This window comes from Rhizobium sp. BK377, from assembly GCF_014193935.1.
Lineage (GTDB): Bacteria > Pseudomonadota > Alphaproteobacteria > Rhizobiales > Rhizobiaceae > Rhizobium.
In genome coordinates, this window is the sequence record NZ_JACIAC010000002.1 from 1,090,105 (window position 1) to 1,115,348 (window position 25,244).

Consider the following 25,244-nt stretch of genomic DNA (forward strand, 5'->3'; position numbering starts at 1 on the left):
GTGCGGTTCAGCGACGAGAGCGAAATGGGCGCCAGAAACTATCTGATCGAAGGCGTGTCGGGGACGGGCAAGACCTCCGTCGCCACGGAGCTGCAGCGGCGCGGCTACCATGTCGTCCACGGTGACCGGGAGCTCGCCTACCGGGGCGATCCGCACACCGGCGAGCCGCTGGATGGCTCCGCGCCTGAGTGGAGCGATGTCGCCTTTGCCCATAGGCACCATCTCTGGAATGTCGAAAAGGTCGCATCGCTGGCGGCCGACAAAAGCTACCCGGTCTCCTTCTTCTGCGGCGGCTCGCGGAATTTTAATCGCTTCATCCATCTCTTCGACCGGGTTTTCGTTCTCGATGTCGACCCGCAGACGCTGAAAAGACGGCTTGCCGGCAGAGGGGACGACGAGTTCGGCGGAAAACCGGCTGAACTCGATTTGGTCTTGCGCGTGCATGCGACGAAGGAAGACATCCCCGGGAACGCGACCATCGTCGACGCCACGCAACCGCTCGCCGCCGTTGTCGACGACATTCTGTCGAAATGCGCAGAGCCCGGCTGAAGGCAATCGAAAACCGCCCGAAACGAACGGGCCTGTGCTAATCTGCCGTCTCGGGCGAACCGTGGGTGGCAGCGATGTTGGAAACGGACAAGATCTTCGCCGGCTCGATCCCGGAAAACTACGACCGCTATATGGTGCCGCTGATCTTCGAACCCTTCGCGGCAGATCTCGCGCGACGGGCGGCATCCTTCTCGCCTGACGCCGTCCTGGAAATCGCCGCCGGCACCGGGGTCGTCACCCGCGCATTGGCGCCAAAGCTCTCCCCCGGCGCAACTTATACCGTCACCGACCTCAACCAGCCGATGCTCGACTATGCTGCCGCGCGCCAGCCTCCCGACAGCCGCATCGAGTGGCGCCAGGCGGACGCTCTGGCGCTGCCGTTCGAAGACGCAGCCTTCGATCTCGTCTTTTGTCAGTTCGGCGTGATGTTCTTTCCCGACCGGATATCCGGTTACCGCGAGGCGAAACGGGTTTTGAAGCCCGGAGGGCATTTCCTGTTCAATGTCTGGGACCGCATCGAGGAAAATGTCTTTGCCAACGATGTCACGAATGCGCTGGCGGAGATGTTTCCGGACGACCCGCCGCGCTTTCTGGCGCGCACGCCGCACGGCTATCACGATACCGCCCTGATCCGCCGCGAAGTGGAAGAAGCGGGGTTTTCCGACGTGGCGATCGAGACGAGAAAAGAGCGGAGCCGGGCGCCCTCACCCCGTCTTCCCGCCCTTGCCTATTGCCAGGGAACGCTTCTTCGCAGCGAGATAGAGGCACGGGACGCCGAAAAGCTCGCGGCGGCGACCGATCACACTGCATCCGCGATTGCAGGCAGGCACGGCAGCGGCGAGGTCTCGGCAAAAATTCAGGCACATGTCATCGAAGCCGTGGCCTGAACCGATCGGTTCCCCTTGCGCAGCCGCGTTCTAATGGGCGGTATAGGCGCCATCCACGAGATAGTGGGCACCGGTGATGAAGCTTGCCTGTTCCGACAGCAGAAAGCAGACGAGATTTGCCACTTCGTCCGGTGTCCCGCGCCTGCCCATCGGCTGGAGCGAGGCCATGCGGCGCATGCTCGCAGTTTCGAGATGCTCCGCCAGGAGAGGCGTGTCGATCCAGCCCGGACCGACGGCATTTACCCGGATGCCGTATCGCGCATATTCCATTCCCGCCACCTTCGTCAGCCCGACGACACCGTGCTTTGCGGCGGTATAGGCTGCCGCGGTCGGCAGTCCGACGGTACCGAGCATCGAAGACATGTTGACGATGGCGCCCCCGCCCCGCTTCAGCATCGCGCCGATCTCGAATTTCATACAATAGAAGACGCTGTTGAGGTTGACGTTCATCACTCTGTGCCAGTCGTCGAGCGGATAGTCTGCAACCGGCGACCGCACTCCGTCGACCCCGGCATTGTTGACGGCCAGATCCAGACCGCCGCATGTCTCGACGGTGAAGTCGACGAGGCTCTGCACGGCTGCGGGATCCTTCACATCGACGACGAACGGGCGGGCACGGCCGCCCTCCTCGCGGATTGCAGCGGCCACCTTTTGCGCGGCATCGCCATTGAGATCGGCGACGACGACCTCGGCACCCTCGACAGAAAGTTGCCGGGCTACCGCAGCCCCGATCCCGGAACCTGCACCCGTCACGATGACGACTTTTCCTTCAAGGCAAAGTTTCATGGCTTCCATCCATTTCACTATGCTAATGTTCCTGCAAAAAGCATGATTCATGCAAGGGGGTCATGAATGGAGGCACACGATTTGAAGCTGCACATCTTATCCGCTTAACACGCGCATGACGGAAATTCGAACATCCCGGTTCATCGGCGCGCTGTTGATCGGCGTCGTCAAGACCAGGGGACGACTTGGCAGAACGACTTGAGCAGGTGGAAATGAACGGACGAGATGTTGAACGCCGGGGCTTCATTTTGGGCAGCCTCGCTCTCATGCTTTCGGGATGCAGCACCACGACGGATGGCCCGCCCCTCGGCTATCGGGTATTCGGCAGCGATCCGGATGTCGATCCCCGCTATCGGCGGCAGGAGGTCGCCTATTCGGGAGGCGAGCCGCCCGGAACCGTCGTCGTCGATACCGGGGCACGCTTTCTCTATTTCGTCGAGGCCGATGGCCTTGCCACGCGCTACGGTGTCGCCGTCGGCGAAGAAGGGCTGAGCTTCAAGGGCGAGGCGACCATCGGCCGCAAGGCCGAGTGGCCATCCTGGAAGCCCACCGACGATATGATCGCCCGCAAGCCGCGTCTCGCCCAATATGCCGATGGTGTGCCTGGCGGACCGGGCAATCCGCTGGGTGCCGCCGCCCTCTACCTCTATCAGGGCGGACGGGACACCCTGTTCCGGCTGCACGGAACGAACGCTCCCTGGTCGATCGGCCATGCGGTTTCGAACGGCTGCATCCGCCTGACCAACGCAAACATCGTCGACCTCTACGCGCGAACGCGCGTCGGAACCCGCGTGGTGGTCATTTGATGGCATTTACCATGTGAAATTACGGGGTTGGTCACGCCGGTTAGTATCTGCTAATGTAGATTCGTTGCACGTTGCATCACTCCCGCACTGTTCACGGTGCTGAATATCGTCAAACTTCGAGGCGCAGCCTCTTACGGTCTGCGTCATGATGAGGAGAGGACTTGTTAATGAGCAGAATTCTATTCGTCATCCTCGCAGTACTTGCGGTGGCCAATCTGAGTGCCTGCGGGTCGATTGGTAAAGGCAAGGGGAAAGCTCCGCCGCCTGCGGAAACAGCCGTCTACAAGTAAGCTCGCATAATTCCCGGGAAGGGCTCGCTCAGCCCTTCCCTTTTTCTCGACATCCGAAACCGGCCAGGATTGATCCCCCTGCATTCAGGGCACAAGAATGGCATATCTGCCGGCGTTGCATCGCCGCTGGGCAGAGCTTGCATATGGAGCGTGGTGATGGCGCTTGGAAGAAGCCGCTTGTGGCTGGTTATTGCTGTGGCGTTTGTAGCGTCGTCGTGCCAGACGGAAGACAAAGGTCCCCAGCCGCGTTATACATCCGCCGGCCGAGATCTGACGAAAACCACTGCCCAGAATAGATCGGGCGGGCGTTTTATAGAATTCCGCTCCCGCTATGCGCTGACCTACGGTCACACCTACGTCGTCTTCGGCAGCGCGGACAAGAACGGAAGAATGATCAATCCCGAGGTTGCGGGACTTGCCCCGGCTTCGGAAGATGCGGCGCCTTACGTCATCGGCCACTTCATTCCCGTACCTGCGACGACGGGGGAAACGGACGGCGACCTCGAGGAGCAGTATCGCTCGGCAAGCTGGCGCGTGATGCTGACGGATGCCGAATATAACGATACGGTCGCCTATATCCGCAAGCTGCAGGCGCGAAGCCGTCTCTGGGAGGCGACGGTCTACAATTGCAACGCCTTCGTGGCGGATATCGCAAAGCACATGGGCTACAAGACACCAGGCATCTGGCTACGGCCGCAGCAATTCATTACAAGACTGCGGGAGATGAATACGTGAGGCTGGCATAGAGCTGCGGGCGTCCGTCCGGACGCACCAAGAGCGCTCTAACTCTCTCCAACCGTTGGCGATCGCGGAAGCCTGATCGTGGAAAGGTTCTGGTGCCGGCTTGAACGTGTCGGTCAATATCATTGGCGAGGCTGTCTGGGTCCTCGGAATTATCGCATGGTACGTTATTCGATACCCGTTCGAGCGTCGGGGAAAGCGCGTGCCTGTCGTCAGCAGCCGGCGCAGCCTGTCTGAAGGTGTCGCACTGGCCGCAGCGCTTGCCGGGCTTGCGATCATGCCGGGATTTTACGTCGCGACGGGCATCCCGAAGGCAGCCGACCATCCCTTGCATCTCTGGGCCGTCGTCATCGGCGCCGCACTCTTCAGCCTCGCAATGTGGGTCTTCCGAAGAACCCACAAGCAGCTCGGGCGAAACTGGTCCATCACCCTGGAAATCCGCCAGAAGCATGAATTGATATGCGCCGGGCCTTACGCCTATGTCCGCCACCCCATGTACACCTCGTTCCTCCTGATGGGGCTTGCCCAGGCTTTTCTGCTGCCGAACTGGGTGGCAGGCATGGCCGGGATCGTCGGTTTCGCCGTGCTGTTCTTTCTGCGCGTCGACAAGGAAGAGCGTATGATGCTCGATGTTTTCGGCCCGCAATACCGCGCCTATATGGACAGGACCAAACGCATCATCCCTTATCTGTATTAGGGTGCTGACGCTCGGACATTTTCGATCTCTGCGGGCGGAAAGACGAGGGGGAGGAATAAGATGAAGGGACGGGCAATCAGGCTTTCCGCGGCAAGGCGGCTGGTTGGAGATCTCATGAGATTTTCGATCGGCATACCGCGCGTAACCGTTCAGCGGCAGATGAACATCCGCCCCCTTCTCGATGCCAGGCGGATGTCCGATCCCCGACCCTCCTGGACCACACTTTTCCTGAAAGGATATGCCCTCCTCTCGAAGGAGGTTCCGGATCTGAGGCGTGCCTACATCAAATTTCCACGGCATCAGCTATACGAATATCCGGCAAGCGTGGCCTCCATTGCCCATGAGCGCGAATATGAAGGAGAGCGGATCGTTCTCCTGAGCACGATCAAGACCCCTGAAGACCGGTCCATCCCCGAACTGGAGACGCAGATCCGCGAAGCGAGGTCGCGCCCCGTCCTGGAGATCAAGGAATTTCGCCGCTCGCTGAAGCTTGCCCGTGCCCCTGCTTTGCTCAGATGGTCGCTCATGTGGCTCGGGCTCAATCTGGGGCGAAAACGGGCGCGCTATTTCGGCACCTTCCAGCTGTCGGTCTATTCCGGCCTCGGGGCGGAATCCCTCAATCCTCTCAGCCCCTTGACCACGCTCATGAACTACGGCCCGATCGACGAGAACGGATCGGTGACCGTCCGCATCCACTATGACCACAGGGTCATGGATGGGGCGAGCATCGCCCGGGCATTGGAGCGGTTCGAGACTATCCTGAACGGCGCAGTTGTCGACGAGATGCGGGAGCTCCACCGGAAGGCAGCGCCCACCGGCGCGTCACCCACCGGCGCGTCGATTGCAGGAATGTCTCGATGATATCAGAGCAGTTCCAGCGAAGGCGAGGTGCGGTTTTGCGTGCGGAATTGCGGGAAAACAACGAAACAGGGATCCGCCCGGCCGTCGTCGTTCTTGGCGCCTCCCGGGGCATCGGGCGGGCGATTGCGAGGGTCGCGGCGCGCGAGCGCAACACCGTCGTGCTCGTGGCTCGCTCCCCGGACGAGCTTGCGGCGGCGGCCGCCGAGGTGGAAGAGGCCGGCGGAGAGGCTTTCGCGATCGAACTCGACCTCATGGCGCAAGACGCATCGTCGCGCCTCGAAGCCTTTCTGGCCGAGAACGGCCTGGTCTGTGACGTCCTTGTCAACAGTGCCGGCTACGGGCTGCGCGGCGCAGCAACGTCGCTGCCATCGGAGGATCAGCTCGGGATCATCGATCTCAACATACGGGCGCTTGCAGACATGAGCCTTCGCTTCCTGCCGGGAATGGTCGCCCGCCGGCGCGGCGGGGTGCTCAATCTCGGCTCAATCGCGGGTTTTGCGCCCGGGCCGTATATGGCCTTCTACTATGCCAGCAAGAGTTTCGTACACTCGTTTTCGGCTGCTCTTCATGAGGAAGTCCGCCGCTTCGGCGTCACCGTGACATGCGTGGCACCGGGGCCGGTATCGACCGATTTTCTTGAAAAATCCGGCGCCGATCGCGCCGCGCTCTTCAAGGTATTGCCCAAGCTGAAGGCGGATTACGTCGCCGAGCGAGCGTGGCGTGGCTTCAAGTCCGGGCGCAGCCTCGTCGTTCCCGGCTTCTCCGCGAAGCTGACCGCTTTTATCGCCAGGGTCCTGCCATCGGCGGCTGCCCTGCGGCTGATCGGCCGGGTCCAGCGCCGAAGCAGGGATCCGAGCCCGCACGGCTCACGCACGAGTGCCAAATAAAGCTGCGATCACGGCAGCGGCACGCCAGCGAAGTCATCTAAGCGGCAGCGCCAGCCTATATCACTGCCCTTCCTCCTTGCGGACAAAGACCTGCTTTGAACTCTCCGCATCGTCGCCTTGCGACGCCTCGTGCTTGATGCGCAGCCACCAGTCCGTGCTGAGATGCGGCGCCGTCAACCGCCCCTCGTGAGGCGCCGGCTTCAGGACTTCGTTTTGCCGGCGGCTGCCCTTTTGCGACCCGCCATCATCGGCGCAGGCCATGCTCACGGCAGAAGCAAGAGCAGCGCCGGTGACGAGCGCTCTCCAGGCATGTCGTCCGATGCTTGGCGTGACGTGCTGGTTTCTCATCAGCCCATTCAGCCAGAATATTAGCTTTTACGGAAGTACAAAACGCGGAATGGTCGGCACCAAACGCAAATATAACGGCGGCTCGCGCACCCGATCTCACACAGATCGGGAAAGGCCTTCGCAATGCATACATTCATTCGATTGACTGAAATCGCCGGCTCTGCTATATATGAGCCATGACTGATGAACAAACCCAACCGAACCGCGCCGAGATCACCCGCGAAAAGCTGCTGTCCGCCGCGCTCGATGTCTTCGGCCGCTACGGCTTCGACGGGGCTTCGACACGCCAGCTGAGCGAGGCTGCCGGCGTCAACCTGCAGGCCATCCCCTATTATTTCGGCGGCAAGGAAGGCCTCTATGTCGCGACCGCGGAATATCTGGTCTCCCGCATCGAGCGCCATATCGGCGGCCTGCGGCAGCGGATCGGCGCCCATCTCGGGGAACTCGCTGCTACCGGAGAGGCGCTCAGCGAAGAGGAGGCGCGGCGTTTCCTGACGGAGATGGCAACGGCCATGGTCACCCTTTTCGTCAGCAAGGAATCCGAGCCCTGGGCGCGCTTCATCATCCGCGAGCAGATGGAGCCGACCGAGGCCTTCGCAAGGGTCTATCAGGGCCTGATGGGTCCGATGATCGGCATGGCGCGGCAGATGATCGGCACCATCCTGCGCGAAGACCCGGCTTGCGAGCATGTGCGGCTGCGCACGCTGGCCTTCATCGGCAACATCATGATCTTCCGCGTCGCCCACGCCGCCGTTCTTGCCCAGATGGAATGGCAGTCGGTCGGCCCGGGCCAGCTTCAGGCCCTGCGCAATCTCGTTGCAGAACTTGTCGGCCAGTTGCAGCAGGCGAAAGGAAACAGCCGATGAGACGGATCATTCCCCTTGCCATTCTCATTCTCATTGCGGCAGGCGCCGCCGCCTGGTGGTACGGGCTGCCTCAGAAGTTCGGCTGGCTGCCCGAGCGCACACGAGAATTCGCGCTCTACGGCAATGTCGATATCCGCCAGGTCTCTCTCGGCTTTCGCGTCAATGGCCGGCTTGCCTCGCTTGCCGTCGATGAGGGCGATATGGTCAAGAGCGGCGACGTGCTGGGTACGCTCGACGCAGCACCCTTCGAAGCGGCCGTCGCTTCGGCTGAGGCCAATGTCGCCGCCCTGCAGGCAACGCTCGACAAGCTGAAGGCCGGTCCGCGCCCGACGGAGATCGCCCAGGCAGAGGCCGCCCATGATGAAAGCCTTGCCGCGCTGCGCAATGCCAACATCGCCTATGACCGCGCCCGCCAGCTTCGCCCCCAGGGCACGATCTCGGAGGCCAGCCTCGATCAGGCGACCGCCAACCGCTCGATGGCGGCAGCCCGTGCGGAATCATCCGAACAAGCGCTGAAACTCCTGCAGGAGGGCAGCCGCGTGGAAGACATTGCCAATGCCGAAGCGCAGTTGAAAGCCGCGCAATCCTCGCTCACCTCCGCCCGCATCTCGCTTGCCGATGCCGAGCTGCGCGCGCCTGATGACGGCGTCATCCTCTCCCGCGTGCGCGAACCCGGCGCCATCGTCTCACCCGCCGATACCGTTTATGTGCTCTCGCTGACGCAGCCGGTCTGGGTGCGCAGCTATGTGGCCGAAGGCGATCTCGGTCGCCTGCATCCCGGCATGAAGGTCCAGGTGACCTCGGATACGCAAGCCGACAAGCCCTATGACGGTACTGTTGGATTCATCTCGCCGGTGGCCGAATTCACGCCGAAATCGGTCGAGACGCCGCAATTGCGCACCGATCTTGTCTATCGCCTGCGCATCGTCATCGACAAGCCCGGCCAGGACTTGCGCCAGGGCATGCCGGTTACCGTGCGCTTTCCCGCGCTGGCCGCGCGATGAGCCCGTCCCCCGCCAAAACGGATGAGGTGCTGGTCCGGCTTACCGACGTGAGCAAGCGCTTCGGCGATGGCCCGGCTGCACTCGACGCCGTCTCCGGCGAGGTCAAGGGTGGCGCCATCACCGGCCTCGTTGGCCCCGACGGAGCCGGCAAGACGACCCTGATCCGGCTGATGACCGGCCTGATGCTGCCCGATGGCGGCACGGTCGAAGTGCTGGGCTTTAATACGCAGAAGAACCCCGCCGGCATCCAGGCGGCGATAGGCTACATGCCGCAGCGCTTCGGCCTCTATGAGGATCTGTCGGTTCAGGAAAATCTCGATCTCTATGCCGATCTGCGCGGCCTGCCGAAAGGCGAGCGCGCAGCCGCCTTCGAGGAACTCCTGACCTTCACCGATCTCAAGCGCTTCACGACGCGGCTTGCAGGCAAGCTCTCGGGCGGCATGAAACAGAAGCTCGGCCTTGCCTGCGCACTCTTGAAGAAGCCGCGCCTGCTGCTGCTCGACGAGCCGGGCGTCGGCGTCGATCCGATCTCGCGCCGCGATCTCTGGAAAATGGTCGAGAACCTGACGCAGGAAGGCATCGGCGTTCTCTGGTCGACCGCCTATCTGGATGAAGCCGAGGCCTGCGATCATGTTCTGCTGCTCAACCAGGGCAAGCTGCTCTTTTCCGGCAAGCCGCATGACCTGACCGGCCGCGTGGAAGATCGCGTCTTCAAGGTATCGGGCGTGACAGGCCGCAGGCGGCAGGTGTTGGCCGAACTCCTGCAGACGAAAGGCGTCATCGACGGCGTCATCCAGGGCGATGCCATCCGCCTCGTTGCCGGCAAGGACGAGTCCCCCGATATCGGCGGCGCCGGCAACGGGGCAAAGCTCACCCCCGCCCCTCCCCGCTTCGAGGATGCCTTCGTCGACATGCTGGGCGGTGGTCCCGGCGGGCGTTCGAAACTCGCCGAAGCGCAGGGGCCGCCGAGCGAGATGGGCAACCGGCCCGTCATCGAGGCGCATGGCCTGACCAAGCGCTTCGGGGAGTTCACCGCCGCCGACAAGATCACCTTCGATATCAGCCGCGGCGAGATCTTCGGCCTGCTCGGCCCCAACGGCGCCGGCAAATCCACCACTTTCAAGATGCTCTGCGGCCTGTTGAAGCCGACGGAGGGCGAAGGCCGTGTTGCCGGTTTCGATCTGCGCAAGGATGCAGCCGAAGCCCGCAACCAGCTCGGCTACATGGCGCAGAAATTTTCGCTCTACGGCGATCTCACCGTCATGCAGAACCTCGAATTCTTCGCCGGCGTCTACGGCCTCTCAGGCAGCCGGCGGCGCGAGCGCATCGAGCTGATGACCGAGATCTTCGACTTCGCCCGCCACGCGCGCCACTCGGCCAAGGACCTGCCGCTCGGCCTCAAGCAGCGCCTGGCGCTCGCCTGCGCCGTCATGCACGAACCGCGCGCCCTCTTCCTCGACGAGCCGACCTCAGGCGTCGATCCGATCACCCGGCGCGAATTCTGGACCCATATCAACGCGCTCGTCGAAAAAGGCGTGACCGTGCTGGTGACGACGCATTTCATGGACGAGGCCGAATATTGCGACCGCATCTCGCTGATCTATCGCGGCCGCTCGATTGCGCTTGGCTCCCCCGACGAACTGAAGGCCCGTGTCGCGACGAAAGAACAGCCCGACCCGACGATGGAGGATGCCTTCATCGCCCTCGTCCAGGAGTCGGAAAAGGAACAGGACTCGAAAGCGGAGGAAGCCGCATGAGCACCTCCTCCCGCAGCCGCCGCTTCATCGCCCTCGTGCGCAAGGAAAGCTATCAGGCGATCCGCGACCCCAGCACCATTCTCATCGCCTTCGTGCTGCCGCTGATCCTGCTCTTCCTCTTCGGCTACGGCGTGTCGCTCGATACGACCCGTACCCGCATCGGCCTCGTCCTGGAGCAGGCAACGCCGCTGACGCAGGATCTTGCGGCAAGCTTCCAGGCCTCGCGCTACTTCTCCGTCACCGTCGGGCGCGACCGGCGCATGTTCGAAGACGATCTCGTACTCGGCAATGTGCGCGGCATCGTCGTCATATCAGCCGATTTCGCGACCGATTATGCCGCCGGCAATCACCCGCAAATCCAGGTTCTCGTCGACGGGTCGGACCCGAACACCGCCAATTTCGTGCAGAACTACGTACAGGGTGCGGTCGCCAATTGGGAGCGGCAGCGGCTATCCGAAACGATTGCGGCGGGACCGCCCATCGCCATCGAGCAGCGTTTCTGGTTCAATCCGGAGCTGACCAGCCGCAACTTCCTCGTCCCCGGCTCCATAGCCATCGTCATGACGCTGGTCGGCACGCTCTTGACCTCGCTCGTCGTCGCCCGGGAATGGGAGCGCGGCACGATGGAGGCGATGATGGCGACACCGGTGACGGCGGCCGAGCTGCTGGCCGGCAAGATCCTGCCCTATTTCATCCTCGGCCTTGCCTCGATGACACTCTGCGTGCTGCTCGCGGTCTTCCTGTTCGGCGTGCCGTTCCGCGGCTCGGTCGCAGCCCTCTATGCGCTATCTGCCGCCTTCCTGATCCCGGCGCTCGGCCAGGGCCTATTGATCTCGACGGCAACCAAGAACCAGTTCCTCGCCTCGCAGCTGGCATTGATCTCCGCCTTCCTGCCGGCCTTCCTGCTGTCGGGCTTTCTCTTCGAGATCAATTCGATGCCTCGGATCATCCAGTGGATCACCATCATCGTGCCCGCCCGCTATCTGATCCCCAGTCTGCAGACGGTGTTTCTGGCCGGCGACATCTGGCCGATGTTTGCCCGCGCGATCGCCGTCATGCTTGCTATCGGCGGCATCATGTTCGTGCTGGCTGCCCGCAGTACGCGAAAAAGGATCGGCTGAGATGTGGTGGACCCGGCTTCGTGCTCTCATCGTCAAGGAACTGCTCGCCGTGCTGCGCGACCCGCGGGGACGCTTCGTGCTGATCGGGCCGCCCATCATGCAGCTTCTTATCTTCTCCTATGCGGCGACGCTCGAGGTGCGCAATGTCGATGTCATTGTGCTGAACCGCGACAGCGGCCATTGGGGACAGGAGCTGATCGAGCGCATTCAGGGCTCCCCGACATTCCGGCACATCGAGACTGCCGGGAATCAGAGCGACATCCGCGAGGCGATCGACGGCCAGTCGGCAATTGCGGCAATCGAGATTGGCCCGGATTTCTCCCGCAACATCGAGTCGGGCATTCCGGCTGACCTGCAGATCATCCTCGACGGACGCCGCTCCAACGCCTCGCAGATCGTTTCCGGCTATCTGACCCAGATCGGCATGACGCTCTCGGCCGAAACGCCGGCCGGCCGGCGCGCCATGGCGAAAACGGTGGCGACCGTGCCGCGCAACTGGTTCAACGCCAACCTCACCTATCAATGGTTCATGGTGCCGAACCTGATCGCCAGCATCGCGCTTCTGATCGGCCTCATCGTCACGGCCCTCTCCATCGCCCGCGAACGGGAACTCGGCACCTTCGACCAGCTGATGGTCTCGCCGCTGCGTGTCCACGAGATCCTGATCGGCAAACTCATTCCGCCTGTCATGATCGGCCTCTTCCACATGACACTCTATGTGCTGGCGGCGATCTTCATCTTCGGCGTGCCGTTGCGCGGCTCGCTTTTCCTGCTTTACGGCAGCTCGATCTTCTATCTGGGTTCGGTGGCGGGCCTCGGCCTCTTCATCTCGGCGCTCTCGATGACACAGCAGCAGGCGATCCTCGGCGCCTTCCTGTTCATGGTGCCGGCCATGCTGCTCTCGGGTTTCGCAACCCCGATCGAGAACATGCCGGGCTGGCTGCAGCCGGTGACTGTTATCAATCCGCTGCGCTATTTCCTCATCATCGTCAAAGGCGTCTTCCTGAAAGATATCCCCGCCTCCGAGGTGCTGAACCAGACCGTTCCGCTGGCATTGATCGCCTGCGCGACGCTAGGTGCTGCCGCCTGGCTGTTCCGCCGCAGGCTTGAATAGGCCTCACGCACTATGACTTCAGTTGCCAAAGCGTGACTCCTGAAATCAGGAACATCGAATCGGCAGGCCCGTTACCTCAACGCAAACCAAGGCAGTTCCGAGCAGATATGTGACGCGGTTCGGCGTCCGGAACTGCTTGAAAAGCAAAGAGTTAGAGCATTTCCGTCTTTCCTCGAAAAACGCAAATGCTCTCAGAGTCAAGGAGAAGCAAAATGTACAAGATCATTCTTGTGTCCGGCGCGCTGGCGCTCTCGTCGCTCGCCACGAATGCGATGGCCGATGGAGCCGTCACCGGTGCTGCCGGCGGCGCAATCACCGGCGCAATCGTGGGCGGTCCCGTGGGTGCTGCAATTGGCGGCGTAGCAGGCGGTGTCGCCGGTGCAGTGGTCGACCCGCCGCCGCGCGAGGTCGTAACCTACGTCCAGCAGCAGCCGGCCCCGCCGTCATCGGTGGTGGTCCAGCAGCCGACCGTCGTCGGCAAGCCGCTCCCGGCCGAAGTCCAGGTGATCCCGGTGCCGGATAATCCGCGCTACGCCTATACGGTCATCAACAACCGCCACGTGATCGTCGAACCGCAGACCCATCGTGTGGTTCAGGTGATCGAGTAATGCTGTTGGCCCCGCTTTTGCGGGGCCTTCAGTTTATGGATGCGGGTACAACTGCTGATTTTCGTCATGCTCGGGCTTGTCCCAAGCATCTAAGCCGTAGCCTTTGTCATCAACGTCAGCAGATCCTCGGCACAGGGCCGAGGATGACGTAGAGCAAGCGGTGAAGCCTGCAGGCCGCTCTTATCCACGATTCCGGAGCGCTTCCGCCTGCGCATAGAACTTCTTTTCCCATTCCTTGTGATTATCGAGCCCTTCGCGAATGAACGGCGTGAAAATCGCAAGATTGAGCAAAATCCAGTTGATCAGCCGCGCCGGAAATTTCAGCGGCTTGACGAAATCGATGAACAGGACGACGCGCGTCTTGTCCGTGTGGTTCCAGGCTTCGTGCTCATAGGCGTCGTCGAAGATCAGCGCCTTGCCTTCCTGCCAGTGGCAGATCTGGTCCTTGACGCGAATGGCCAACTTGTCGGCCGGCTCCGGCACGATCATGCCGAGATGCAGGCGCAGCACGCCATTATAAGGACCGCGATGGGCCGGCAGATGTTTGCCGGGCTCGAAGATCGAAAACATCGCCGTCTTCAGCCCTGGGATCTTCTGCACGGCCTTCCAGGTTTCCGGGCAAGCGCTGATGTTCTGCTCCGACTTCACGCCGAAACCAACGAGGAAGAAGGTCTTCCAGCGGTCATCCTTGGAGATGGTCTGCACGTCGGTGGAGATTTCCTGAAAGCTCGGCAGCTCGCTCTGGCGCACCAGCACGCGGTCGAGTTCGGCGCGGATCTCAGGCCATGCCTTCTCGACCTCCTTCGCCCAGGGGAAGACCTCGATGTCGTAGACCGGCGGATTGCCGAGTTTTGCATATTTGAAGTTCAGGCGCTCTGCCCAGGCGACGATGCCCATGAAGAAACGCGTTATCGCGCTCGGCCGGTCCATGGGGGCGATGCCGGCGGTGGCAAAGTCTTGCGTGTTGGGGCTGGATTTTTCGGGAAGAGGCGTATTGGCGATACCGTCAGTCATGTGTTTTCCGTTGCGGACTAGAGCAATTCCCAACAAAAGTGCACAGCGGTTTTGCATCCGGAATTGCGTCAAAACGAAGAAAAGAGCGCTTCCGTGTTTTGAAGAAACGGGAAAATGCTCTGGGAATGACATAGCCTTCCGCGCAGGAAACCGACATGCCGGTTACCGCGTTGGCCATTGAGCAAATATGGATAGTGCCGGGCGTGGCTCAAGTACACTTAAGTACAGGTTTTAGCGATCAATTGCCGCATGTTACCGCCGCCCGAAGGGCGCGGTAACAATCTCGAAGAAACGTCCACGAGAATATCAGACTTTCAGTTCGCGGCGGTCGCGCTCGGTGACCATGGCAAGGTCGAGCACTTTCTGCAGGTTTGCGGCGTGACGGAAGTTCGGATCGAGCTGCACGCCCGTTGCGACAGCCTCGGCAAAGCGCTGATAATTGGTTGGAACCGGCGGCACGTCGACCGGCTTCCAGGTCGCCGTTTCTACGTCGTCGCCGAGGCAACCGTGGAGTTCCGAACCGCTTGGGCGGTGGATGACTTCGAGACTGCCCTTCTCGCCGTAGATGCGCAGCTTCAGCTCGTTCAGATGCCCGGTCGCCCAGCGGCTGGCATGGATGACGCCCAGCGCGCCATTGGCGAAATCGACCGACATTGTGAAGCTGTCATTGGCGTCGAGCATGTATTCGCCGATCTGGCCGCCCGGCGCCTTGTTGAAGGTCTTCAGCCGCGCAAAGACATGATCGATATCGGTCGCCGCCCCATAGGCGGCGAAATCGAGAATATGGATACCGACATCGCCGAGCACACCGTTCGAACCGTGGCCGGTGGACAAGCGCCACAGCCAGGTGGATTCCGTGCGCCAGTCGCCCCAGGCGCGCGATACCAGCCAGCTCTGCAGGTAGGAGGCTTCCACATGCTTGATCGTGCCAAGTTCGCCTGACAGCACCATCTCGCGGGCGCGCTGCAGCGGCGCGACGTTGCGATAGGTGAGATTGACCATGTTAATGACGCCGGCCTTTTCAGCCGCTTCCGTCATCTCCAGAGCCTTCGGATAATTTTCCGCCAGCGGCTTTTCGCAAAGCACATGCTTGCCGGCCGCGATCAGCGCCATGGTGGTCGGATAATGGATTCGGTCAGGCGTGATATTCGTCGCCGCATCGAACTCCCCCCAGACGATCGCCTCCTCCAGCGTCAGAAACCGCTTCTCGATATTGAACTTATCGGCGAATGCGGCAAGGCGGTCGGAATCCGTATCAACGGCGCCGACCACGGTTACGCCGTCCATATTCGCGAAATGGGCGAGCTGGTTTTTCGCCATCACGCCCGTACCAAGAACGAGTAGTCGCATGGATGCTCCTCAGCGGTAACCGGCTTCGCCGGCCTGATGCAGTCTCGGGCCGCGTTCGACGATCGGCTCCAGTGCTTTTTCTACCGGCACATGTGGAGCATCGGTGATGCTCTTCAATGCACCCTCGGGGTTATAGGCCCACTTCACGCCGTTGATCAGCACCTTCTGCACGTTGGCATCGTGATAGGTCGGGTAGGTTTCGTGACCTGGGCGGAAATAGAAGATGTTGCCGGCACCGCGGCGCCAGGTCAGGCCCGAGCGGAATACTTCACCGCCCTGGAACCAGGAGATGAACACCGTTTCCAACGGCTCCGGCACCGAGAACTGCTCGCCGTACATTTCCTCGTTTTCCAGCTCGAAATGCTCACCGATGCCGGCGGCGATGGGATGGCGCTGGTTGATCGTCCACAGACGCTCGCGCTCGCCCGCCTCACGCCATTTCAGCGCGCAGGGCGTGCCCATCAGCCGCTTGAAGATCTTCGAGAAATGGCCGGAATGCAGCACCAAGAGGCCCATGCCTTCCCAGACCCGCTTGGCGACGCGCTCGACGACGACATCGGAGACCCCACCATGATCCTTGTGGCCCCACCAAGTCAGAACGTCGGTCTCGGCAAGCCGAGCTTCGGTGAGGCCATGCTCGGGCTCCTGCAGCGTCGCAGTGGTCGCCGAAATCGCCGGATCGGTGTTCAGCGCCTTGGCGATCGTGGTGTGCATGCCTTCAGGGTAGATGCCCCGGACGATCTCATTGGTTGTCTCATGGATGTTCTCTCCCCAGACGATGGTGCGAATGGCCATTGCGATGCTCCTGTAGAACCTCTGGATTGCGCGACAGGCGGGAAGAAAGGGATTTAAGGCGCGTTGGAAAGATGACCAGCCAAATCAGTCTCTCCTCGATGTCAGAGGAAGACATAGACCTTTGTCGGTATTTTGACAGAGGGCTTTTACCTGCACCATGCGAAGGAAAAGCCCCTTTCCGATCAATGGGAAACGGTCTTGGAGAACAGGTTGACGACGACCACGCCCGAGATGATGAGGCCGAGACCGATAATGGCCGGCGTATCCAGCCGCTGCTTGAAAAACACGAGGCCGACGGAGGAAATGAGCACAATTCCCAAAGCACTCCAGATCGCATAGGCGATACCAACAGGGATATGCTTCAGCGTCAGCGACAGGCAATAGAAGGCAGCCCCATAGCAGGCGATGACGAGCGCCGTCGGCCCGAGACGGGTGAACTGCTGGGAAAGCTGAAGGGCGGTCGTACCGATCACCTCAAGCACGATGGCTGCAACGAGCAACCCATAGACGACAGCCGGGTTCATTGCGGTATTCCTTCTTAATCTACTTGTGGGTCAGCTCGATGAGGCGGGCGATCAGCTCTCGCCTCAGAGCGCCACTGATATCATGGCTTTCCAGCGTATCTGCCAACCACAAACCATCGGCGGCAAAACGCACGATCAGCGTATCGAGCGCGGAGTCGGTGCCGATATATTCCTCGGCCCTTTCCGCCACCCATTGGCGCCATCGCAGGCGCAGCCGGGGTTCGGCAAGAAGCGCGATCGTCACCTGCGTCCAGCTTCTGGAATCGTCGGGACGATCCTTCAGCCCGGACACCGCCTGGAGATAGGCGCGCGAGAAACGGCCCTGTGGCAACGGATCCGCCCGCATCAGCTGGTCTATCTCGGCGTCGAACTTCTCCAGCAGGCTTTCGAACAGGGCGTCCAGCAGCGCGTTCTTCGTCGGGAAGTGATGCAGCAGCCCGCCCTTGCTGACACCTGACGCGACCGAGACCGCATCGAGCGTGACAGCGCTCATGCCTTTCTCACCGGCAAGACGCGCGGCGACCTCCAGCAACTGCTGGCGCACGAGCACGGGCTGTTTCTTGCGATGATGAGCGTTCGACATGAACGACAAAGATACCGTCTGGACGGTTTTGTCAAGAAGAATCGATTGAAGGCCCTGCCTCATAAAGGATTATGCGCGAAATGCCGCGGTGTTTTGATGACAGTTGCGATGATTTTCGATCGGGTGCATTGAGAACTTCGGCCGGAACGTGAGGCGGCTTTCGGGTAATCCGATGCTGAACTAAAAAATCGCGAGCGGTGGAGAGAACGCCGCGCGCGGGCGGGTATCAGAGGAATGGCTTCTTGTCGGAACAGATAACCACTTTATACGAGGCGATCGGCGGCGATCCGGTCGTTCGGGCGCTGACGCATCGTTTCTACGAGTTGATGGATACGCTGCCGGAGGCGAAGAACGTGCGCGCCGTGCATCCGCCAAGCCTTCGAGGCAGCGAAGAGAAATTCTACGAATATATGACCGGCTACCTCGGCGGCCCCCCACTCTATACCGACAAGCGCGGCCATCCCCGCCTGCGCAGCCGTCATTTCGTCGCCGAGATTGGTCCCGTCGAACGCGACGAATGGCTGCTCTGCTTCCGCCGCGCCATGGATGAAACCATCGCCAGCCAGGCGCTGCGCGAGCTCATCTGGACGCCGGTCGAACGGCTCGCCCATCACATGCAAAACAGGGAATAGCCATGAGCCTGAACGCGCGCCTGGAGCCGGTGTTCTATCTGTTTGCCGGCCTGTTCGGCCTTGCCGGGGTGGCTCTTGCCGCACTTGCCGCCCATGGCGGCGGTAACGCGCATCTGGCCGCCTCGGCTTCGGCCATGTGCCTTGCCCACGCCCCTGCCCTTCTGGCGCTGGCGCTGGGTGCCAGCAAAATCAGAACCGCCTGGCTTGCCGGTTTGCTGATGATTGCGGGAACGGTGCTCTTTGCAGGCGATCTCATCACCCTGCGCTTCACCGGCTCCGGCCTCTTCCCCTACGCAGCACCATCAGGCGGCTGGGCCATGATGCTGGGCTGGCTGGCGGTCTCAGTGAGTGCGTTTTGGCGGGTCCGGGCGTAGAGCTTCGGAGCCCCCTTCCCCAGCGGGGAGAAGGGAAAATCGGCGCCGCGGTACGTCCCCTTACTCCCCTCGGGGTCTGAAGGACGGATTGAGACCCGTGGTTCACGCGGTCGGTGGCCCGAAGGGCGATGAGCGGGCGGCCGGCACCGAGCTAGCCTTTAGCAATCATATGCCGTCCACAACGTTGAAGCCTTCGAACACCGGCGGCCCCTTGTACATCTCCCTGCGCTCCCCCGCATTGCGATGCGCGGCGCGGAAATTCTCCGACTTCGTCCAGTTCAGAAAATCCTCTTCGCTACGCCAGAGCGTATGGGAAGAAAACAGCGTATAGCCCTCCTCCGCATTGGCCTTGCCGCGCAACAGGCGGAACTCGACGAAACCGGGAACTTGAGAAAGGCTGGAATCGCGATTGCGCCAGACAGTCTCGAAATCGCCCTCGGCGCCAGCGGCCACCTTGAAACGGTTCATCGCGATATACATCAAAAGCTCCTTACGCCTTTTTCTGAGTTGCACGTCTGGCATAGGTCGGAAAGGCGACGATATTATTGCCGTCAGCAGCATCCGCGCCAAGGGGCCATGCCGCCGCCTCACCGGGCATGCGTGCTTCCCAGGCGGGAAACAGCACCACATTGGGATAACTGCGCCGGCGCGCGGCATTCTCAAGGAAAACCTCGTAAAGCGCCGGCACCAGGCCGTCGCCACCGTGAGCGGCGAGCTTGTGCAGGCCGATCATCGTGAACCCGTCAGGGCGTTCTTCGTTCATCGGGAATTGTCTCGTTCATTCATCGTCTGCAGCGCCCGTTCCAGGCTGGATTTGCTGCCGTTGCGCAGCGGAATGAAGGCCTTGCTGAACTTCTTGCAGCCGGTCTTCACCCGCAGGCAGGCATCGTGGCTGATACAGTCGATGGGGCAGAACACGCAGTCGACCGAGGGAAGCAGCGTATCGATGCGCGAAACCGCTTCGCGAAGACCGCCATCATGGTGGATGAGTTCGGCGCCGAAATTACTGGCGATCTGGCGAAGATGCGCCACCTGGCAATCTCGGCCGCCCACATAGAGGAAACTGCGGCCATCCAGCTTGGAGCGCGCGGAGGAAGTCTCTTTGGCCTCCTGATCGGCCTGAACACGGATGTCCCGGTTCGCCCCCTTCTTTGCCTTTCGAGCCATTTACCACCCGTTCGCTCGTTGATCATCACACGATTCCTGCGTGTGCGACCGGGACCTTATTAAACTTGATTTTTGTAGTAAAGTATAAAGTTGATTATTTTTATCATATTATCGAGACGTGATCTCGATCGGCGCTGACATGGTCATCGCCTGGCCGCCCGGCGGAGGGCTGAACGGTGCCGCGCGACGGACCGCATCGAGAGCGAGCTGATCGATCTCCGGAACGCCGGAACCGCGCGAAACACGAGCCGACGTCAGGCTGCCGCTGCCGCTGACCGAGAAGGTGACGACAACACTACCTTCGACGCCCCGAGGCTTCCTGATCGCGCGGCGAATACGGCTACGAATCTTGCCGGTATAATTCGCGGTGGCGGCAGTCCCCACACCATTATTGCCATTGGCGGCCTGAGAACTGTTGTCAGATTGCGCGGACGAGTTCCCTTCGGCAACGCCGCGCGTCGATGACTGCTGCGCATCGCCCTTGTCGCCGGCTGTTTTCTGCGGAGAGCGCTTCTTCTCAACCGGCTTTTCCCGCGCCGTTACCTTCGGCTTCGGCGTGGGCGTGACAACCTCCTCCGGCTTTTCCGGCTCAGGCTGGACTTCAGCCGTTTCGACGGGCTTGACCTCTTCGGGGGTCTGCGCGACCTCCGGTTGGGTCTCCGCGGGCTTGATTTCAGCCGGCGGCACCTCGGCAGGCTGGACGTTCGTCGGCTGGATCTCGGCGGGCTGCATTTCCGAAGGAACCGTATCGACGGGCGCCGGCTGCTCCGGAACGACCGTCGACATGGGCTGCACGACAGAATCCTCTGCCGGCACTTCGGACACCAGAATTTCCGGCTCCACTGCCGCAGAAGTCTCGGGCGAGACTCGCGTCACCTCCGGCGCCGGCGCCTGCTGAACGGCATCCTGCGTCTCAACCGGCGCAACCTCTGTCGGCTGCACCGCCTCCGGCTGCACCTGCGCCGTCTCCATCGGCTGGATGGTATCGGGCTGGACGGCCTCCGGAATGATTTCTTCCTGGACCGTCGTCTCCGTCTCGCCGGCCGCCGCCTGATCGACATCGGAATCGCCGTACATGACGACGCTCATCGCCTGGCCGGCTTCCTCGATCGCCTCTTCAGGCGCTTTCGGAAAGGCAATGATCAGCGCAGTCGCCAATGCCGCGTGAAAGATCAGCGAGCAGATGCAGGTCAGTGTCAGCCGCCGCCGCACCGGGGCCTTCTCGTCCTCCTGCTTCTCCACCGCCGCATCCATCGGCAACGGTGTCACCGGAGCAGCGGGAGCGGCTTCCGGATGATCGGGGAAGGAGGAGATCTGCGCAAAACGCGCATAGTGGATGACCTGTTCTCCGGCCGGCTGGCGCTGCGCGTTGCGCAGATCGACAAGCTCGTGGCCGGGATGCATGCCGGGATTGTTGTCATTCAGGCCCTTGTCAGCGCCCTCCTCCTCGATGAGCACGTGTCTCGATCTGGATTTCGCTGAAATTGCCATCTGACGCCTCGGACAACCTGAAACATGCGCACCGGGTTTCCTCCCGGCCCGGTCTTGGCCTTCGACCTGGTCTTAGCCTTCGAAAGGAACTGATATCTGTGAGCGGGTCACGAGACCCTTCATGCATTCGCCGGCCGCCGGTCCGTCACAGACGGGCGTGTCGTTGATCAGCACGCGCGTGACTGTCTCGCACTTTACGTTCGGCATATCGAACTGGCGCACGCGCTTCTTGCCCTGCGGCAGGTCGCGGAAATCGAGCACGGTGATGCGGTCGACGGCGTTCTTGTCGTTGAAGAAAGCAAGCTCGAAGGAGACCTTGTTGATCGGCGTCGCCAGATTGTTCTCGGCAACGAAGGTCATCATGCAGCCCTTCTGCGAGGGCGTCAGCGCGTTCAGCTCGACATCGAGCTTGGAAGCCGCTGCCGCATCCTGCGCATAGGCCTGTCCCGCGTACGAAACCGAAAACAAGACACCAGCCGCAAAAGCGGCAAACCGACCCGTCATTATAACCTCTCCAAAGAGCAAATCGACCGCCCCAAGGCGGCTTCAAAACAGCCCTGTCAAAAACTTGACTGCTTTTGTCTTCAATTATTGCGTCTTTAAAAAACTATGAGTATGAGAGTCAAGATAAATGTAGCCGGAACCGGGGCCTTCAACCCCGCAATCACGGGAAAAGCCGACCGAAATGATGGTTGAAAAGCCAGATAATTTTAAGCTCGCACAGCTGCGCAACGAGCCAGCAGTGGCCGAGATCCGTGTTCTCGAAAGCGGCGATCTTTTTGCCGGCACCAACGAGATCATGATCAGGCACGACGGCGTGATCTACCGCCTGAAGATCACCCGTCAGGGCAAACTCATTCTCAACAAGTAAGCTTGATAAGCAGGGTAGTACATGACCGAGCAGAGCAGACCGGCACCATCCGAAATCCGCGCATTCCGCGCTGAGAACCCAAAAATGCGCGAGCGCGATATTGCCGCGCAGCTGAAGATTTCCGAGGCGGCCCTCGTCGCCGCCGAAGTCGGCATCAGCGCTATCAGGATCGATGCCAGCGCCGCAAAGCTCCTGGAACGTGTCGCCGATCTCGGTGAAGTCATGGCGCTGTCGCGCAACGAAAGCGCCGTGCACGAGAAGATCGGCGTCTACGAAAACATCAAGGTCGGCGAGCACAATGCGATCGTGCTCGGCGAAAACATCGATCTCCGCGTCTTCCCGAGCCGCTGGGTCCACGCCTTTGCCGTCACCAAGAAGGATGGCGACACCGAACGCCTCAGCCTTCAGTATTTCGACAAGACCGGCAATGCCGTTCACAAGATCCACCTGCGCCCGGCATCCAATGTCGAAGCCTACCATCGCATCGTCGCCGAGCTGAAGATCGATGACGAGAGCCAGGAACTCGTCGAAGCCGAGGCTGCCCCGGATGCCGACGAAGACGGCAATGTCAGCCGCGAAGAGCTGCGCGACAACTGGAGCAAGATGACCGATACGCATGAATTCTTCGGCATGCTGAAGCGCCTGAAGATCGGCCGCCAGGCCGCCGTGCGCACCGTCGGCGAGGACTATGCCTGGAAGCTCGACAATACGGCGACGGTAAAGATGATGCATGCCTCCGTCAAATCAGGCCTGCCGATCATGTGCTTCGTCGCCAACAACGGCATCGTGCAAATCCATTCCGGCCCGATCTTCAACGTCCAGCCGATGGGCCCCTGGATCAACATCCTCGACGAAACCTTCCACCTGCATCTGCGCCAGGACCACATTGCCGAGACCTGGGCTGTACGCAAGCCGACCAAGGACGGCCACGTCACCTCGCTCGAAGCCTATGATGCTAATGGCAAGATGATCATCCAGTTCTTCGGCAAGCGGAAGGAAGGCTCCGACGAGAATGCCGAATGGCGTGACATCCTGGAAAATCTGCCACGGGCAACAAGCGTCGCCGCATAAGGATCGCAACGATGAAGATGCGTAACAACCTGCGCCGGATCCGCCTCCGGGAACTGGCCTTGACTGCGGCCGTCATCGCCCCGCTGATCCCCGCAGCACCGGCGGGCGAGAACTATGCTTTCGTCCGCGCCGCGCACGCTGAGGAAAAGAAGCTCGACACGTCGCGGCTGGTTTCGGTCGGCGGCGACGTCACCGAGGTCATCTACGCGCTCGGTGAGGAAAGCAGGCTGATCGCCCGCGATACGACGAGCACGTATCCGGAAGCGGCCTTGAAGCTGCCCGACGTCGGCTATATGCGCGCCCTCTCGCCGGAAGGGATTCTCGCCATGAACCCGACGGCCATCATCGCCGTCGAGGGCTCAGGCCCGCAGGAAGCGCTGAACGTCCTGAAGAACGCCAGCGTGCCCTTCGAGACCGTGCCGAACGCCTATACGCGCGACGGCATCATCGCCAAGATCGATCGCGTCGGCACGCTGCTGAACGTTCAGGATAAGGCTAAGGCGCTTGAGGAAAGGGTCGGCGCCGATCTCGACGCCGCCGTCGCAGACGCCGGAAAGCGCCCCGAAGCGGAGCGCAAGCGCGTTCTCTTCATCCTCAGTGCCCAGAACGGCCGCATCATGGCTTCAGGCATCGGCACCGCTGCTGATGGCATCATCAAGCTTGCCGGCGCGATCAATGCTGCCGGCGAATTCCCCGGCTACAAGCCGCTCACCGATGAGGCGATCATCAGCGCCAAGCCGGACGTGATCCTGATGATGAACCGCGGCGATGGTGCCGGCATCAAGAACGAGGATCTGCTGGCACAGCCGTCGATCGCGCTGACGCCGGCCGGCGAAAACAAGGCGATCATCCGTATGGACGGCATGCATCTCCTGGGCTTCGGTCCGCGCACGGCAAGTGCTGTCCGCGAACTCAACGCGGCGATCTACGGGGGCTGATTATGGCCGTTCCGGAAGCCATGATGGAAAACAGGCGATCCCTTTCGGCTCTATTCCAACGGAGCCGGCAGGCGGGCGATAGAACCGAACTGGCCTTGCTTGCGATCACCCTGCTCGTCCTGGCTTCCGTCTTCGCGCTGCTCTTCTCCGTCACGACAGGCGCATCGGACGCGTCCATTCTCGATGTTCTGAAAAACATGGCGGGCTCACAAACGGCGCTCAGCGCCCGCGACCGGATCATCATCTTCGATATACGCCTGCCCCGCGCCATCCTCGGCTTCCTGATCGGCGGATCGCTCGCCGTCTCCGGCGCAGTCATGCAGGGCCTGTTCCGCAACCCGCTGGCCGATCCCGGCCTTGTCGGTGTCTCCTCCGGCGCGGGTCTCGGCGCTGTCATCATGATCGTGCTCGGCGGTACGATCGCGGCACCGTTTTACCTTGTGCTCGGCATCTACGCCCTTCCGCTTGCAGCCTTCGGCGGCGGCCTCGCCACCACCCTGCTGCTCTACCGGGTCGCCACCAGCAACGGCCAGACCTCCGTCGCCACCATGCTGCTCGCCGGCATCGCGCTCGGCGCCTTGGCCGGGGCGCTGACGGGGGTGCTGATCTACATGGCGAATGACCAGCAGCTGCGCGATCTCACCTTCTGGGGCATGGGCTCGCTTGCCGGTGCCACCTGGATCAAGATATCAGCAGCAGGCCCCATCATCCTAGTTTCCTTCATCGCGCTGCCCTTCATGGCCCGGGGCTTGAATGCGATCACGCTCGGCGAGGCCGCAGCCTTTCACATGGGCGTATCCGTCCAGCGGCTGAAGAATATCGCCATCGTCACCGTTGCGGCCGCAACCGGCGCTTCGGTCGCCGTCAGCGGCGGCATCGGCTTCGTCGGCATCGTCGTGCCGCATATTCTGCGCATGGTGATCGGTCCGGACCACCGCTTCCTGCTGCCGGCATCGGCCCTGCTTGGCGGCTCGCTGCTGATCTTCGCCGACGTGCTCGCCCGCACCATCGTCGCACCGGCCGAACTGCCGATCGGCATCATCACGGCAGCGGTCGGCGGCCCCTTCTTCCTCTGGATCCTGTTGCGGCAGCGCTCGCGCCTTGCCCTCTGA

The 25,244-nt window shown here is 61.6% G+C and carries 32 protein-coding genes; 20 read left to right on the forward strand and 12 right to left on the reverse strand.

Going from position 1 to position 25,244, the window contains the following annotated elements; translation table 11 throughout:
- Nucleotides 1-24: 24 nt before the first annotated feature.
- Both FHT92_RS14170 and FHT92_RS14175 read left to right on the forward strand, forming a co-directional pair.
- Entirely contained in the window at nt 25-549 is a 525-nt protein-coding gene (locus FHT92_RS14170) for an AAA family ATPase (RefSeq protein WP_183741410.1), read from the forward strand.
- A 74-nt stretch (nt 550-623) separates the two neighbouring features.
- Entirely contained in the window at nt 624-1,436 is an 813-nt protein-coding gene (locus FHT92_RS14175; RefSeq protein WP_183826011.1) for a class I SAM-dependent methyltransferase, read from the forward strand.
- A gap of 30 nt (nt 1,437-1,466) precedes the next feature.
- Here the strand turns inward: FHT92_RS14175 and FHT92_RS14180 are convergent, their stop codons facing one another.
- The gene (locus FHT92_RS14180; protein ID WP_183826014.1) at nt 1,467-2,222 is read right to left on the reverse strand and encodes an SDR family NAD(P)-dependent oxidoreductase; all 756 of its coding nucleotides are present in this window, start codon (nt 2,220-2,222) and stop codon (nt 1,467-1,469) included.
- A 212-nt stretch (nt 2,223-2,434) separates the two neighbouring features.
- Here FHT92_RS14180 and FHT92_RS14185 point away from each other — a divergent pair, with 212 nt between their 5' ends.
- The 6 genes from FHT92_RS14185 (at nt 2,435) to FHT92_RS14205 (ending at nt 6,504) form a co-directional block, all read left to right on the forward strand.
- Complete coding sequence (locus FHT92_RS14185) at nt 2,435-3,028, forward strand: L,D-transpeptidase (RefSeq protein WP_183741864.1); 594 nt, start codon at nt 2,435-2,437, stop codon at nt 3,026-3,028.
- Between the two features lie 167 nt (nt 3,029-3,195).
- Nucleotides 3,196-3,318, forward strand: coding sequence for an ABC transporter (locus tag FHT92_RS29290; protein WP_220337921.1), 123 nt, complete (start codon nt 3,196-3,198; stop codon nt 3,316-3,318).
- A 156-nt stretch (nt 3,319-3,474) separates the two neighbouring features.
- A complete protein-coding gene (locus tag FHT92_RS14190; RefSeq protein WP_183741416.1) occupies nt 3,475-4,053 on the forward strand; it encodes a hypothetical protein in 579 nt (192 codons plus the stop codon).
- A 115-nt stretch (nt 4,054-4,168) separates the two neighbouring features.
- On the forward strand, nt 4,169-4,756 hold the full coding sequence (locus tag FHT92_RS14195; protein ID WP_183826297.1) for a protein-S-isoprenylcysteine O-methyltransferase: 588 nt from the start codon (nt 4,169-4,171) through the stop codon (nt 4,754-4,756).
- A gap of 60 nt (nt 4,757-4,816) precedes the next feature.
- Complete coding sequence (locus tag FHT92_RS14200; RefSeq protein WP_183741420.1) at nt 4,817-5,617, forward strand: hypothetical protein; 801 nt, start codon at nt 4,817-4,819, stop codon at nt 5,615-5,617.
- Entirely contained in the window at nt 5,614-6,504 is an 891-nt protein-coding gene (locus FHT92_RS14205; protein ID WP_246715096.1) for an SDR family NAD(P)-dependent oxidoreductase, read from the forward strand. Before FHT92_RS14200 ends, FHT92_RS14205 begins: the two co-directional genes overlap by 4 nt.
- A gap of 60 nt (nt 6,505-6,564) precedes the next feature.
- Here the strand turns inward: FHT92_RS14205 and FHT92_RS14210 are convergent, their stop codons facing one another.
- A complete protein-coding gene (locus tag FHT92_RS14210) occupies nt 6,565-6,852 on the reverse strand; it encodes a hypothetical protein (RefSeq protein WP_183741423.1) in 288 nt (95 codons plus the stop codon).
- A 176-nt stretch (nt 6,853-7,028) separates the two neighbouring features.
- On the opposite strand from FHT92_RS14210, the gene FHT92_RS14215 reads away from it, so the two are divergent.
- The 6 genes from FHT92_RS14215 (at nt 7,029) to FHT92_RS14240 (ending at nt 13,322) form a co-directional block, all read left to right on the forward strand.
- Nucleotides 7,029-7,718: a CerR family C-terminal domain-containing protein gene (locus tag FHT92_RS14215; protein WP_183741425.1), complete on the forward strand. Its 690-nt coding sequence runs from the start codon at nt 7,029-7,031 to the stop codon at nt 7,716-7,718.
- A complete protein-coding gene (gene hlyD / locus FHT92_RS14220; protein ID WP_183741427.1) occupies nt 7,715-8,722 on the forward strand; it encodes a secretion protein HlyD in 1,008 nt (335 codons plus the stop codon). Before FHT92_RS14215 ends, hlyD begins: the two co-directional genes overlap by 4 nt.
- A complete protein-coding gene (locus tag FHT92_RS14225; RefSeq protein WP_183826017.1) occupies nt 8,719-10,479 on the forward strand; it encodes an ATP-binding cassette domain-containing protein in 1,761 nt (586 codons plus the stop codon). The genes hlyD and FHT92_RS14225 overlap by 4 nt, the downstream gene beginning before the upstream one ends.
- On the forward strand, nt 10,476-11,600 hold the full coding sequence (locus FHT92_RS14230; protein WP_183826020.1) for an ABC transporter permease: 1,125 nt from the start codon (nt 10,476-10,478) through the stop codon (nt 11,598-11,600). The genes FHT92_RS14225 and FHT92_RS14230 overlap by 4 nt, the downstream gene beginning before the upstream one ends.
- 1 nt (nt 11,601) lies before the next feature.
- Nucleotides 11,602-12,714 carry an ABC transporter permease gene (locus FHT92_RS14235; RefSeq protein ID WP_183826023.1) on the forward strand — a complete coding sequence of 371 codons (1,113 nt, stop codon included), beginning with the start codon at nt 11,602-11,604 and terminating at the stop codon, nt 12,712-12,714.
- 212 nt (nt 12,715-12,926) lie between these two features.
- Complete coding sequence (locus tag FHT92_RS14240; RefSeq protein WP_183826026.1) at nt 12,927-13,322, forward strand: DUF1236 domain-containing protein; 396 nt, start codon at nt 12,927-12,929, stop codon at nt 13,320-13,322.
- 180 nt (nt 13,323-13,502) lie between these two features.
- Here FHT92_RS14240 and FHT92_RS14245 read toward each other — a convergent pair whose 3' ends face one another.
- From FHT92_RS14245 to FHT92_RS14265, 5 genes are all read right to left on the reverse strand, one after another.
- Complete coding sequence (locus FHT92_RS14245) at nt 13,503-14,336, reverse strand: aspartyl/asparaginyl beta-hydroxylase domain-containing protein (RefSeq protein WP_183826029.1); 834 nt, start codon at nt 14,334-14,336, stop codon at nt 13,503-13,505.
- 306 nt (nt 14,337-14,642) lie between these two features.
- The gene (locus tag FHT92_RS14250; protein WP_183826032.1) at nt 14,643-15,686 is read right to left on the reverse strand and encodes a Gfo/Idh/MocA family protein; all 1,044 of its coding nucleotides are present in this window, start codon (nt 15,684-15,686) and stop codon (nt 14,643-14,645) included.
- A gap of 9 nt (nt 15,687-15,695) precedes the next feature.
- On the reverse strand, nt 15,696-16,481 hold the full coding sequence (locus FHT92_RS14255; RefSeq protein WP_183826034.1) for a ThuA domain-containing protein: 786 nt from the start codon (nt 16,479-16,481) through the stop codon (nt 15,696-15,698).
- Between the two features lie 182 nt (nt 16,482-16,663).
- Nucleotides 16,664-17,005, reverse strand: a complete 342-nt coding sequence (locus tag FHT92_RS14260; RefSeq protein WP_183741444.1) for a DMT family transporter — start codon at nt 17,003-17,005, stop codon at nt 16,664-16,666.
- A 19-nt stretch (nt 17,006-17,024) separates the two neighbouring features.
- On the reverse strand, nt 17,025-17,588 hold the full coding sequence (locus FHT92_RS14265; RefSeq protein ID WP_183826037.1) for a TetR/AcrR family transcriptional regulator: 564 nt from the start codon (nt 17,586-17,588) through the stop codon (nt 17,025-17,027).
- A gap of 242 nt (nt 17,589-17,830) precedes the next feature.
- On the opposite strand from FHT92_RS14265, the gene FHT92_RS14270 reads away from it, so the two are divergent.
- Entirely contained in the window at nt 17,831-18,220 is a 390-nt protein-coding gene (locus tag FHT92_RS14270; protein WP_183826040.1) for a group II truncated hemoglobin, read from the forward strand.
- A gap of 2 nt (nt 18,221-18,222) precedes the next feature.
- Nucleotides 18,223-18,594 (forward strand): DUF423 domain-containing protein, encoded by a 372-nt coding sequence (locus FHT92_RS14275; RefSeq protein ID WP_183826043.1) that lies wholly within the window; start codon nt 18,223-18,225, stop codon nt 18,592-18,594.
- A gap of 165 nt (nt 18,595-18,759) precedes the next feature.
- Here FHT92_RS14275 and FHT92_RS14280 read toward each other — a convergent pair whose 3' ends face one another.
- The 5 genes from FHT92_RS14280 to FHT92_RS14300 all read right to left on the reverse strand — a co-directional run bounded on the left by FHT92_RS14280 (nt 18,760) and on the right by FHT92_RS14300 (nt 21,756).
- Nucleotides 18,760-19,074 (reverse strand): antibiotic biosynthesis monooxygenase, encoded by a 315-nt coding sequence (locus tag FHT92_RS14280; protein ID WP_183826046.1) that lies wholly within the window; start codon nt 19,072-19,074, stop codon nt 18,760-18,762.
- Nucleotides 19,075-19,084: 10 nt separating this feature from the next.
- Nucleotides 19,085-19,357: a hypothetical protein gene (locus FHT92_RS14285; protein WP_183741452.1), complete on the reverse strand. Its 273-nt coding sequence runs from the start codon at nt 19,355-19,357 to the stop codon at nt 19,085-19,087.
- Nucleotides 19,354-19,761, reverse strand: a complete 408-nt coding sequence (locus FHT92_RS14290) for a DUF2325 domain-containing protein (RefSeq protein ID WP_183741454.1) — start codon at nt 19,759-19,761, stop codon at nt 19,354-19,356. Before FHT92_RS14290 ends, FHT92_RS14285 begins: the two co-directional genes overlap by 4 nt.
- A gap of 108 nt (nt 19,762-19,869) precedes the next feature.
- Nucleotides 19,870-21,252 carry an energy transducer TonB gene (locus FHT92_RS14295; RefSeq protein WP_183826048.1) on the reverse strand — a complete coding sequence of 461 codons (1,383 nt, stop codon included), beginning with the start codon at nt 21,250-21,252 and terminating at the stop codon, nt 19,870-19,872.
- Nucleotides 21,253-21,324: 72 nt separating this feature from the next.
- The gene (locus FHT92_RS14300) at nt 21,325-21,756 is read right to left on the reverse strand and encodes a hypothetical protein (protein WP_183826051.1); all 432 of its coding nucleotides are present in this window, start codon (nt 21,754-21,756) and stop codon (nt 21,325-21,327) included.
- 181 nt (nt 21,757-21,937) lie between these two features.
- On the opposite strand from FHT92_RS14300, the gene hemP reads away from it, so the two are divergent.
- The 4 genes from hemP to FHT92_RS14320 are packed head-to-tail and all read left to right on the forward strand — an operon-like array spanning nt 21,938 to nt 25,244.
- On the forward strand, nt 21,938-22,123 hold the full coding sequence (hemP, locus tag FHT92_RS14305) for a hemin uptake protein HemP (RefSeq protein WP_112544040.1): 186 nt from the start codon (nt 21,938-21,940) through the stop codon (nt 22,121-22,123).
- 21 nt (nt 22,124-22,144) lie between these two features.
- Nucleotides 22,145-23,194 carry a hemin-degrading factor gene (locus FHT92_RS14310; protein WP_183826053.1) on the forward strand — a complete coding sequence of 350 codons (1,050 nt, stop codon included), beginning with the start codon at nt 22,145-22,147 and terminating at the stop codon, nt 23,192-23,194.
- An 11-nt stretch (nt 23,195-23,205) separates the two neighbouring features.
- A complete protein-coding gene (locus FHT92_RS14315) occupies nt 23,206-24,132 on the forward strand; it encodes a hemin ABC transporter substrate-binding protein (protein ID WP_183826056.1) in 927 nt (308 codons plus the stop codon).
- Between the two features lie 2 nt (nt 24,133-24,134).
- On the forward strand, nt 24,135-25,244 hold the full coding sequence (locus FHT92_RS14320) for an iron ABC transporter permease (RefSeq protein ID WP_183826059.1): 1,110 nt from the start codon (nt 24,135-24,137) through the stop codon (nt 25,242-25,244).

What these genes read in the sequence shown, in the direction of transcription:
- FHT92_RS14170 (WP_183741410.1), top strand. Translation starts at nt 25, where the DNA reads ATGGGCGCCAGAAACTATCTGATCGAAGGCGTGTCGGGGACGGGCAAG.
- FHT92_RS14175 (WP_183826011.1), top strand. Translation starts at nt 624, where the DNA reads ATGTTGGAAACGGACAAGATCTTCGCCGGCTCGATCCCGGAAAACTAC.
- FHT92_RS14180 (WP_183826014.1), bottom strand. Translation starts at nt 2,222, where the DNA reads ATGAAACTTTGCCTTGAAGGAAAAGTCGTCATCGTGACGGGTGCAGGT.
- FHT92_RS14185 (WP_183741864.1), top strand. Translation starts at nt 2,435, where the DNA reads ATGAACGGACGAGATGTTGAACGCCGGGGCTTCATTTTGGGCAGCCTC.
- FHT92_RS29290 (WP_220337921.1), top strand. Translation starts at nt 3,196, where the DNA reads ATGAGCAGAATTCTATTCGTCATCCTCGCAGTACTTGCGGTGGCCAAT.
- FHT92_RS14190 (WP_183741416.1), top strand. Translation starts at nt 3,475, where the DNA reads ATGGCGCTTGGAAGAAGCCGCTTGTGGCTGGTTATTGCTGTGGCGTTT.
- FHT92_RS14200 (WP_183741420.1), top strand. Translation starts at nt 4,817, where the DNA reads ATGAAGGGACGGGCAATCAGGCTTTCCGCGGCAAGGCGGCTGGTTGGA.
- FHT92_RS14205 (WP_246715096.1), top strand. Translation starts at nt 5,614, where the DNA reads ATGATATCAGAGCAGTTCCAGCGAAGGCGAGGTGCGGTTTTGCGTGCG.
- FHT92_RS14210 (WP_183741423.1), bottom strand. Translation starts at nt 6,852, where the DNA reads ATGAGAAACCAGCACGTCACGCCAAGCATCGGACGACATGCCTGGAGA.
- FHT92_RS14215 (WP_183741425.1), top strand. Translation starts at nt 7,029, where the DNA reads ATGACTGATGAACAAACCCAACCGAACCGCGCCGAGATCACCCGCGAA.
- hlyD (WP_183741427.1), top strand. Translation starts at nt 7,715, where the DNA reads ATGAGACGGATCATTCCCCTTGCCATTCTCATTCTCATTGCGGCAGGC.
- FHT92_RS14225 (WP_183826017.1), top strand. Translation starts at nt 8,719, where the DNA reads ATGAGCCCGTCCCCCGCCAAAACGGATGAGGTGCTGGTCCGGCTTACC.
- FHT92_RS14230 (WP_183826020.1), top strand. Translation starts at nt 10,476, where the DNA reads ATGAGCACCTCCTCCCGCAGCCGCCGCTTCATCGCCCTCGTGCGCAAG.
- FHT92_RS14235 (WP_183826023.1), top strand. Translation starts at nt 11,602, where the DNA reads ATGTGGTGGACCCGGCTTCGTGCTCTCATCGTCAAGGAACTGCTCGCC.
- FHT92_RS14240 (WP_183826026.1), top strand. Translation starts at nt 12,927, where the DNA reads ATGTACAAGATCATTCTTGTGTCCGGCGCGCTGGCGCTCTCGTCGCTC.
- FHT92_RS14245 (WP_183826029.1), bottom strand. Translation starts at nt 14,336, where the DNA reads ATGACTGACGGTATCGCCAATACGCCTCTTCCCGAAAAATCCAGCCCC.
- FHT92_RS14250 (WP_183826032.1), bottom strand. Translation starts at nt 15,686, where the DNA reads ATGCGACTACTCGTTCTTGGTACGGGCGTGATGGCGAAAAACCAGCTC.
- FHT92_RS14255 (WP_183826034.1), bottom strand. Translation starts at nt 16,481, where the DNA reads ATGGCCATTCGCACCATCGTCTGGGGAGAGAACATCCATGAGACAACC.
- FHT92_RS14260 (WP_183741444.1), bottom strand. Translation starts at nt 17,005, where the DNA reads ATGAACCCGGCTGTCGTCTATGGGTTGCTCGTTGCAGCCATCGTGCTT.
- FHT92_RS14265 (WP_183826037.1), bottom strand. Translation starts at nt 17,588, where the DNA reads ATGTCGAACGCTCATCATCGCAAGAAACAGCCCGTGCTCGTGCGCCAG.
- FHT92_RS14275 (WP_183826043.1), top strand. Translation starts at nt 18,223, where the DNA reads ATGAGCCTGAACGCGCGCCTGGAGCCGGTGTTCTATCTGTTTGCCGGC.
- FHT92_RS14280 (WP_183826046.1), bottom strand. Translation starts at nt 19,074, where the DNA reads ATGTATATCGCGATGAACCGTTTCAAGGTGGCCGCTGGCGCCGAGGGC.
- FHT92_RS14285 (WP_183741452.1), bottom strand. Translation starts at nt 19,357, where the DNA reads ATGAACGAAGAACGCCCTGACGGGTTCACGATGATCGGCCTGCACAAG.
- FHT92_RS14290 (WP_183741454.1), bottom strand. Translation starts at nt 19,761, where the DNA reads ATGGCTCGAAAGGCAAAGAAGGGGGCGAACCGGGACATCCGTGTTCAG.
- FHT92_RS14295 (WP_183826048.1), bottom strand. Translation starts at nt 21,252, where the DNA reads ATGGCAATTTCAGCGAAATCCAGATCGAGACACGTGCTCATCGAGGAG.
- FHT92_RS14300 (WP_183826051.1), bottom strand. Translation starts at nt 21,756, where the DNA reads ATGACGGGTCGGTTTGCCGCTTTTGCGGCTGGTGTCTTGTTTTCGGTT.
- hemP (WP_112544040.1), top strand. Translation starts at nt 21,938, where the DNA reads ATGATGGTTGAAAAGCCAGATAATTTTAAGCTCGCACAGCTGCGCAAC.
- FHT92_RS14310 (WP_183826053.1), top strand. Translation starts at nt 22,145, where the DNA reads ATGACCGAGCAGAGCAGACCGGCACCATCCGAAATCCGCGCATTCCGC.
- FHT92_RS14315 (WP_183826056.1), top strand. Translation starts at nt 23,206, where the DNA reads ATGAAGATGCGTAACAACCTGCGCCGGATCCGCCTCCGGGAACTGGCC.
- FHT92_RS14320 (WP_183826059.1), top strand. Translation starts at nt 24,135, where the DNA reads ATGGCCGTTCCGGAAGCCATGATGGAAAACAGGCGATCCCTTTCGGCT.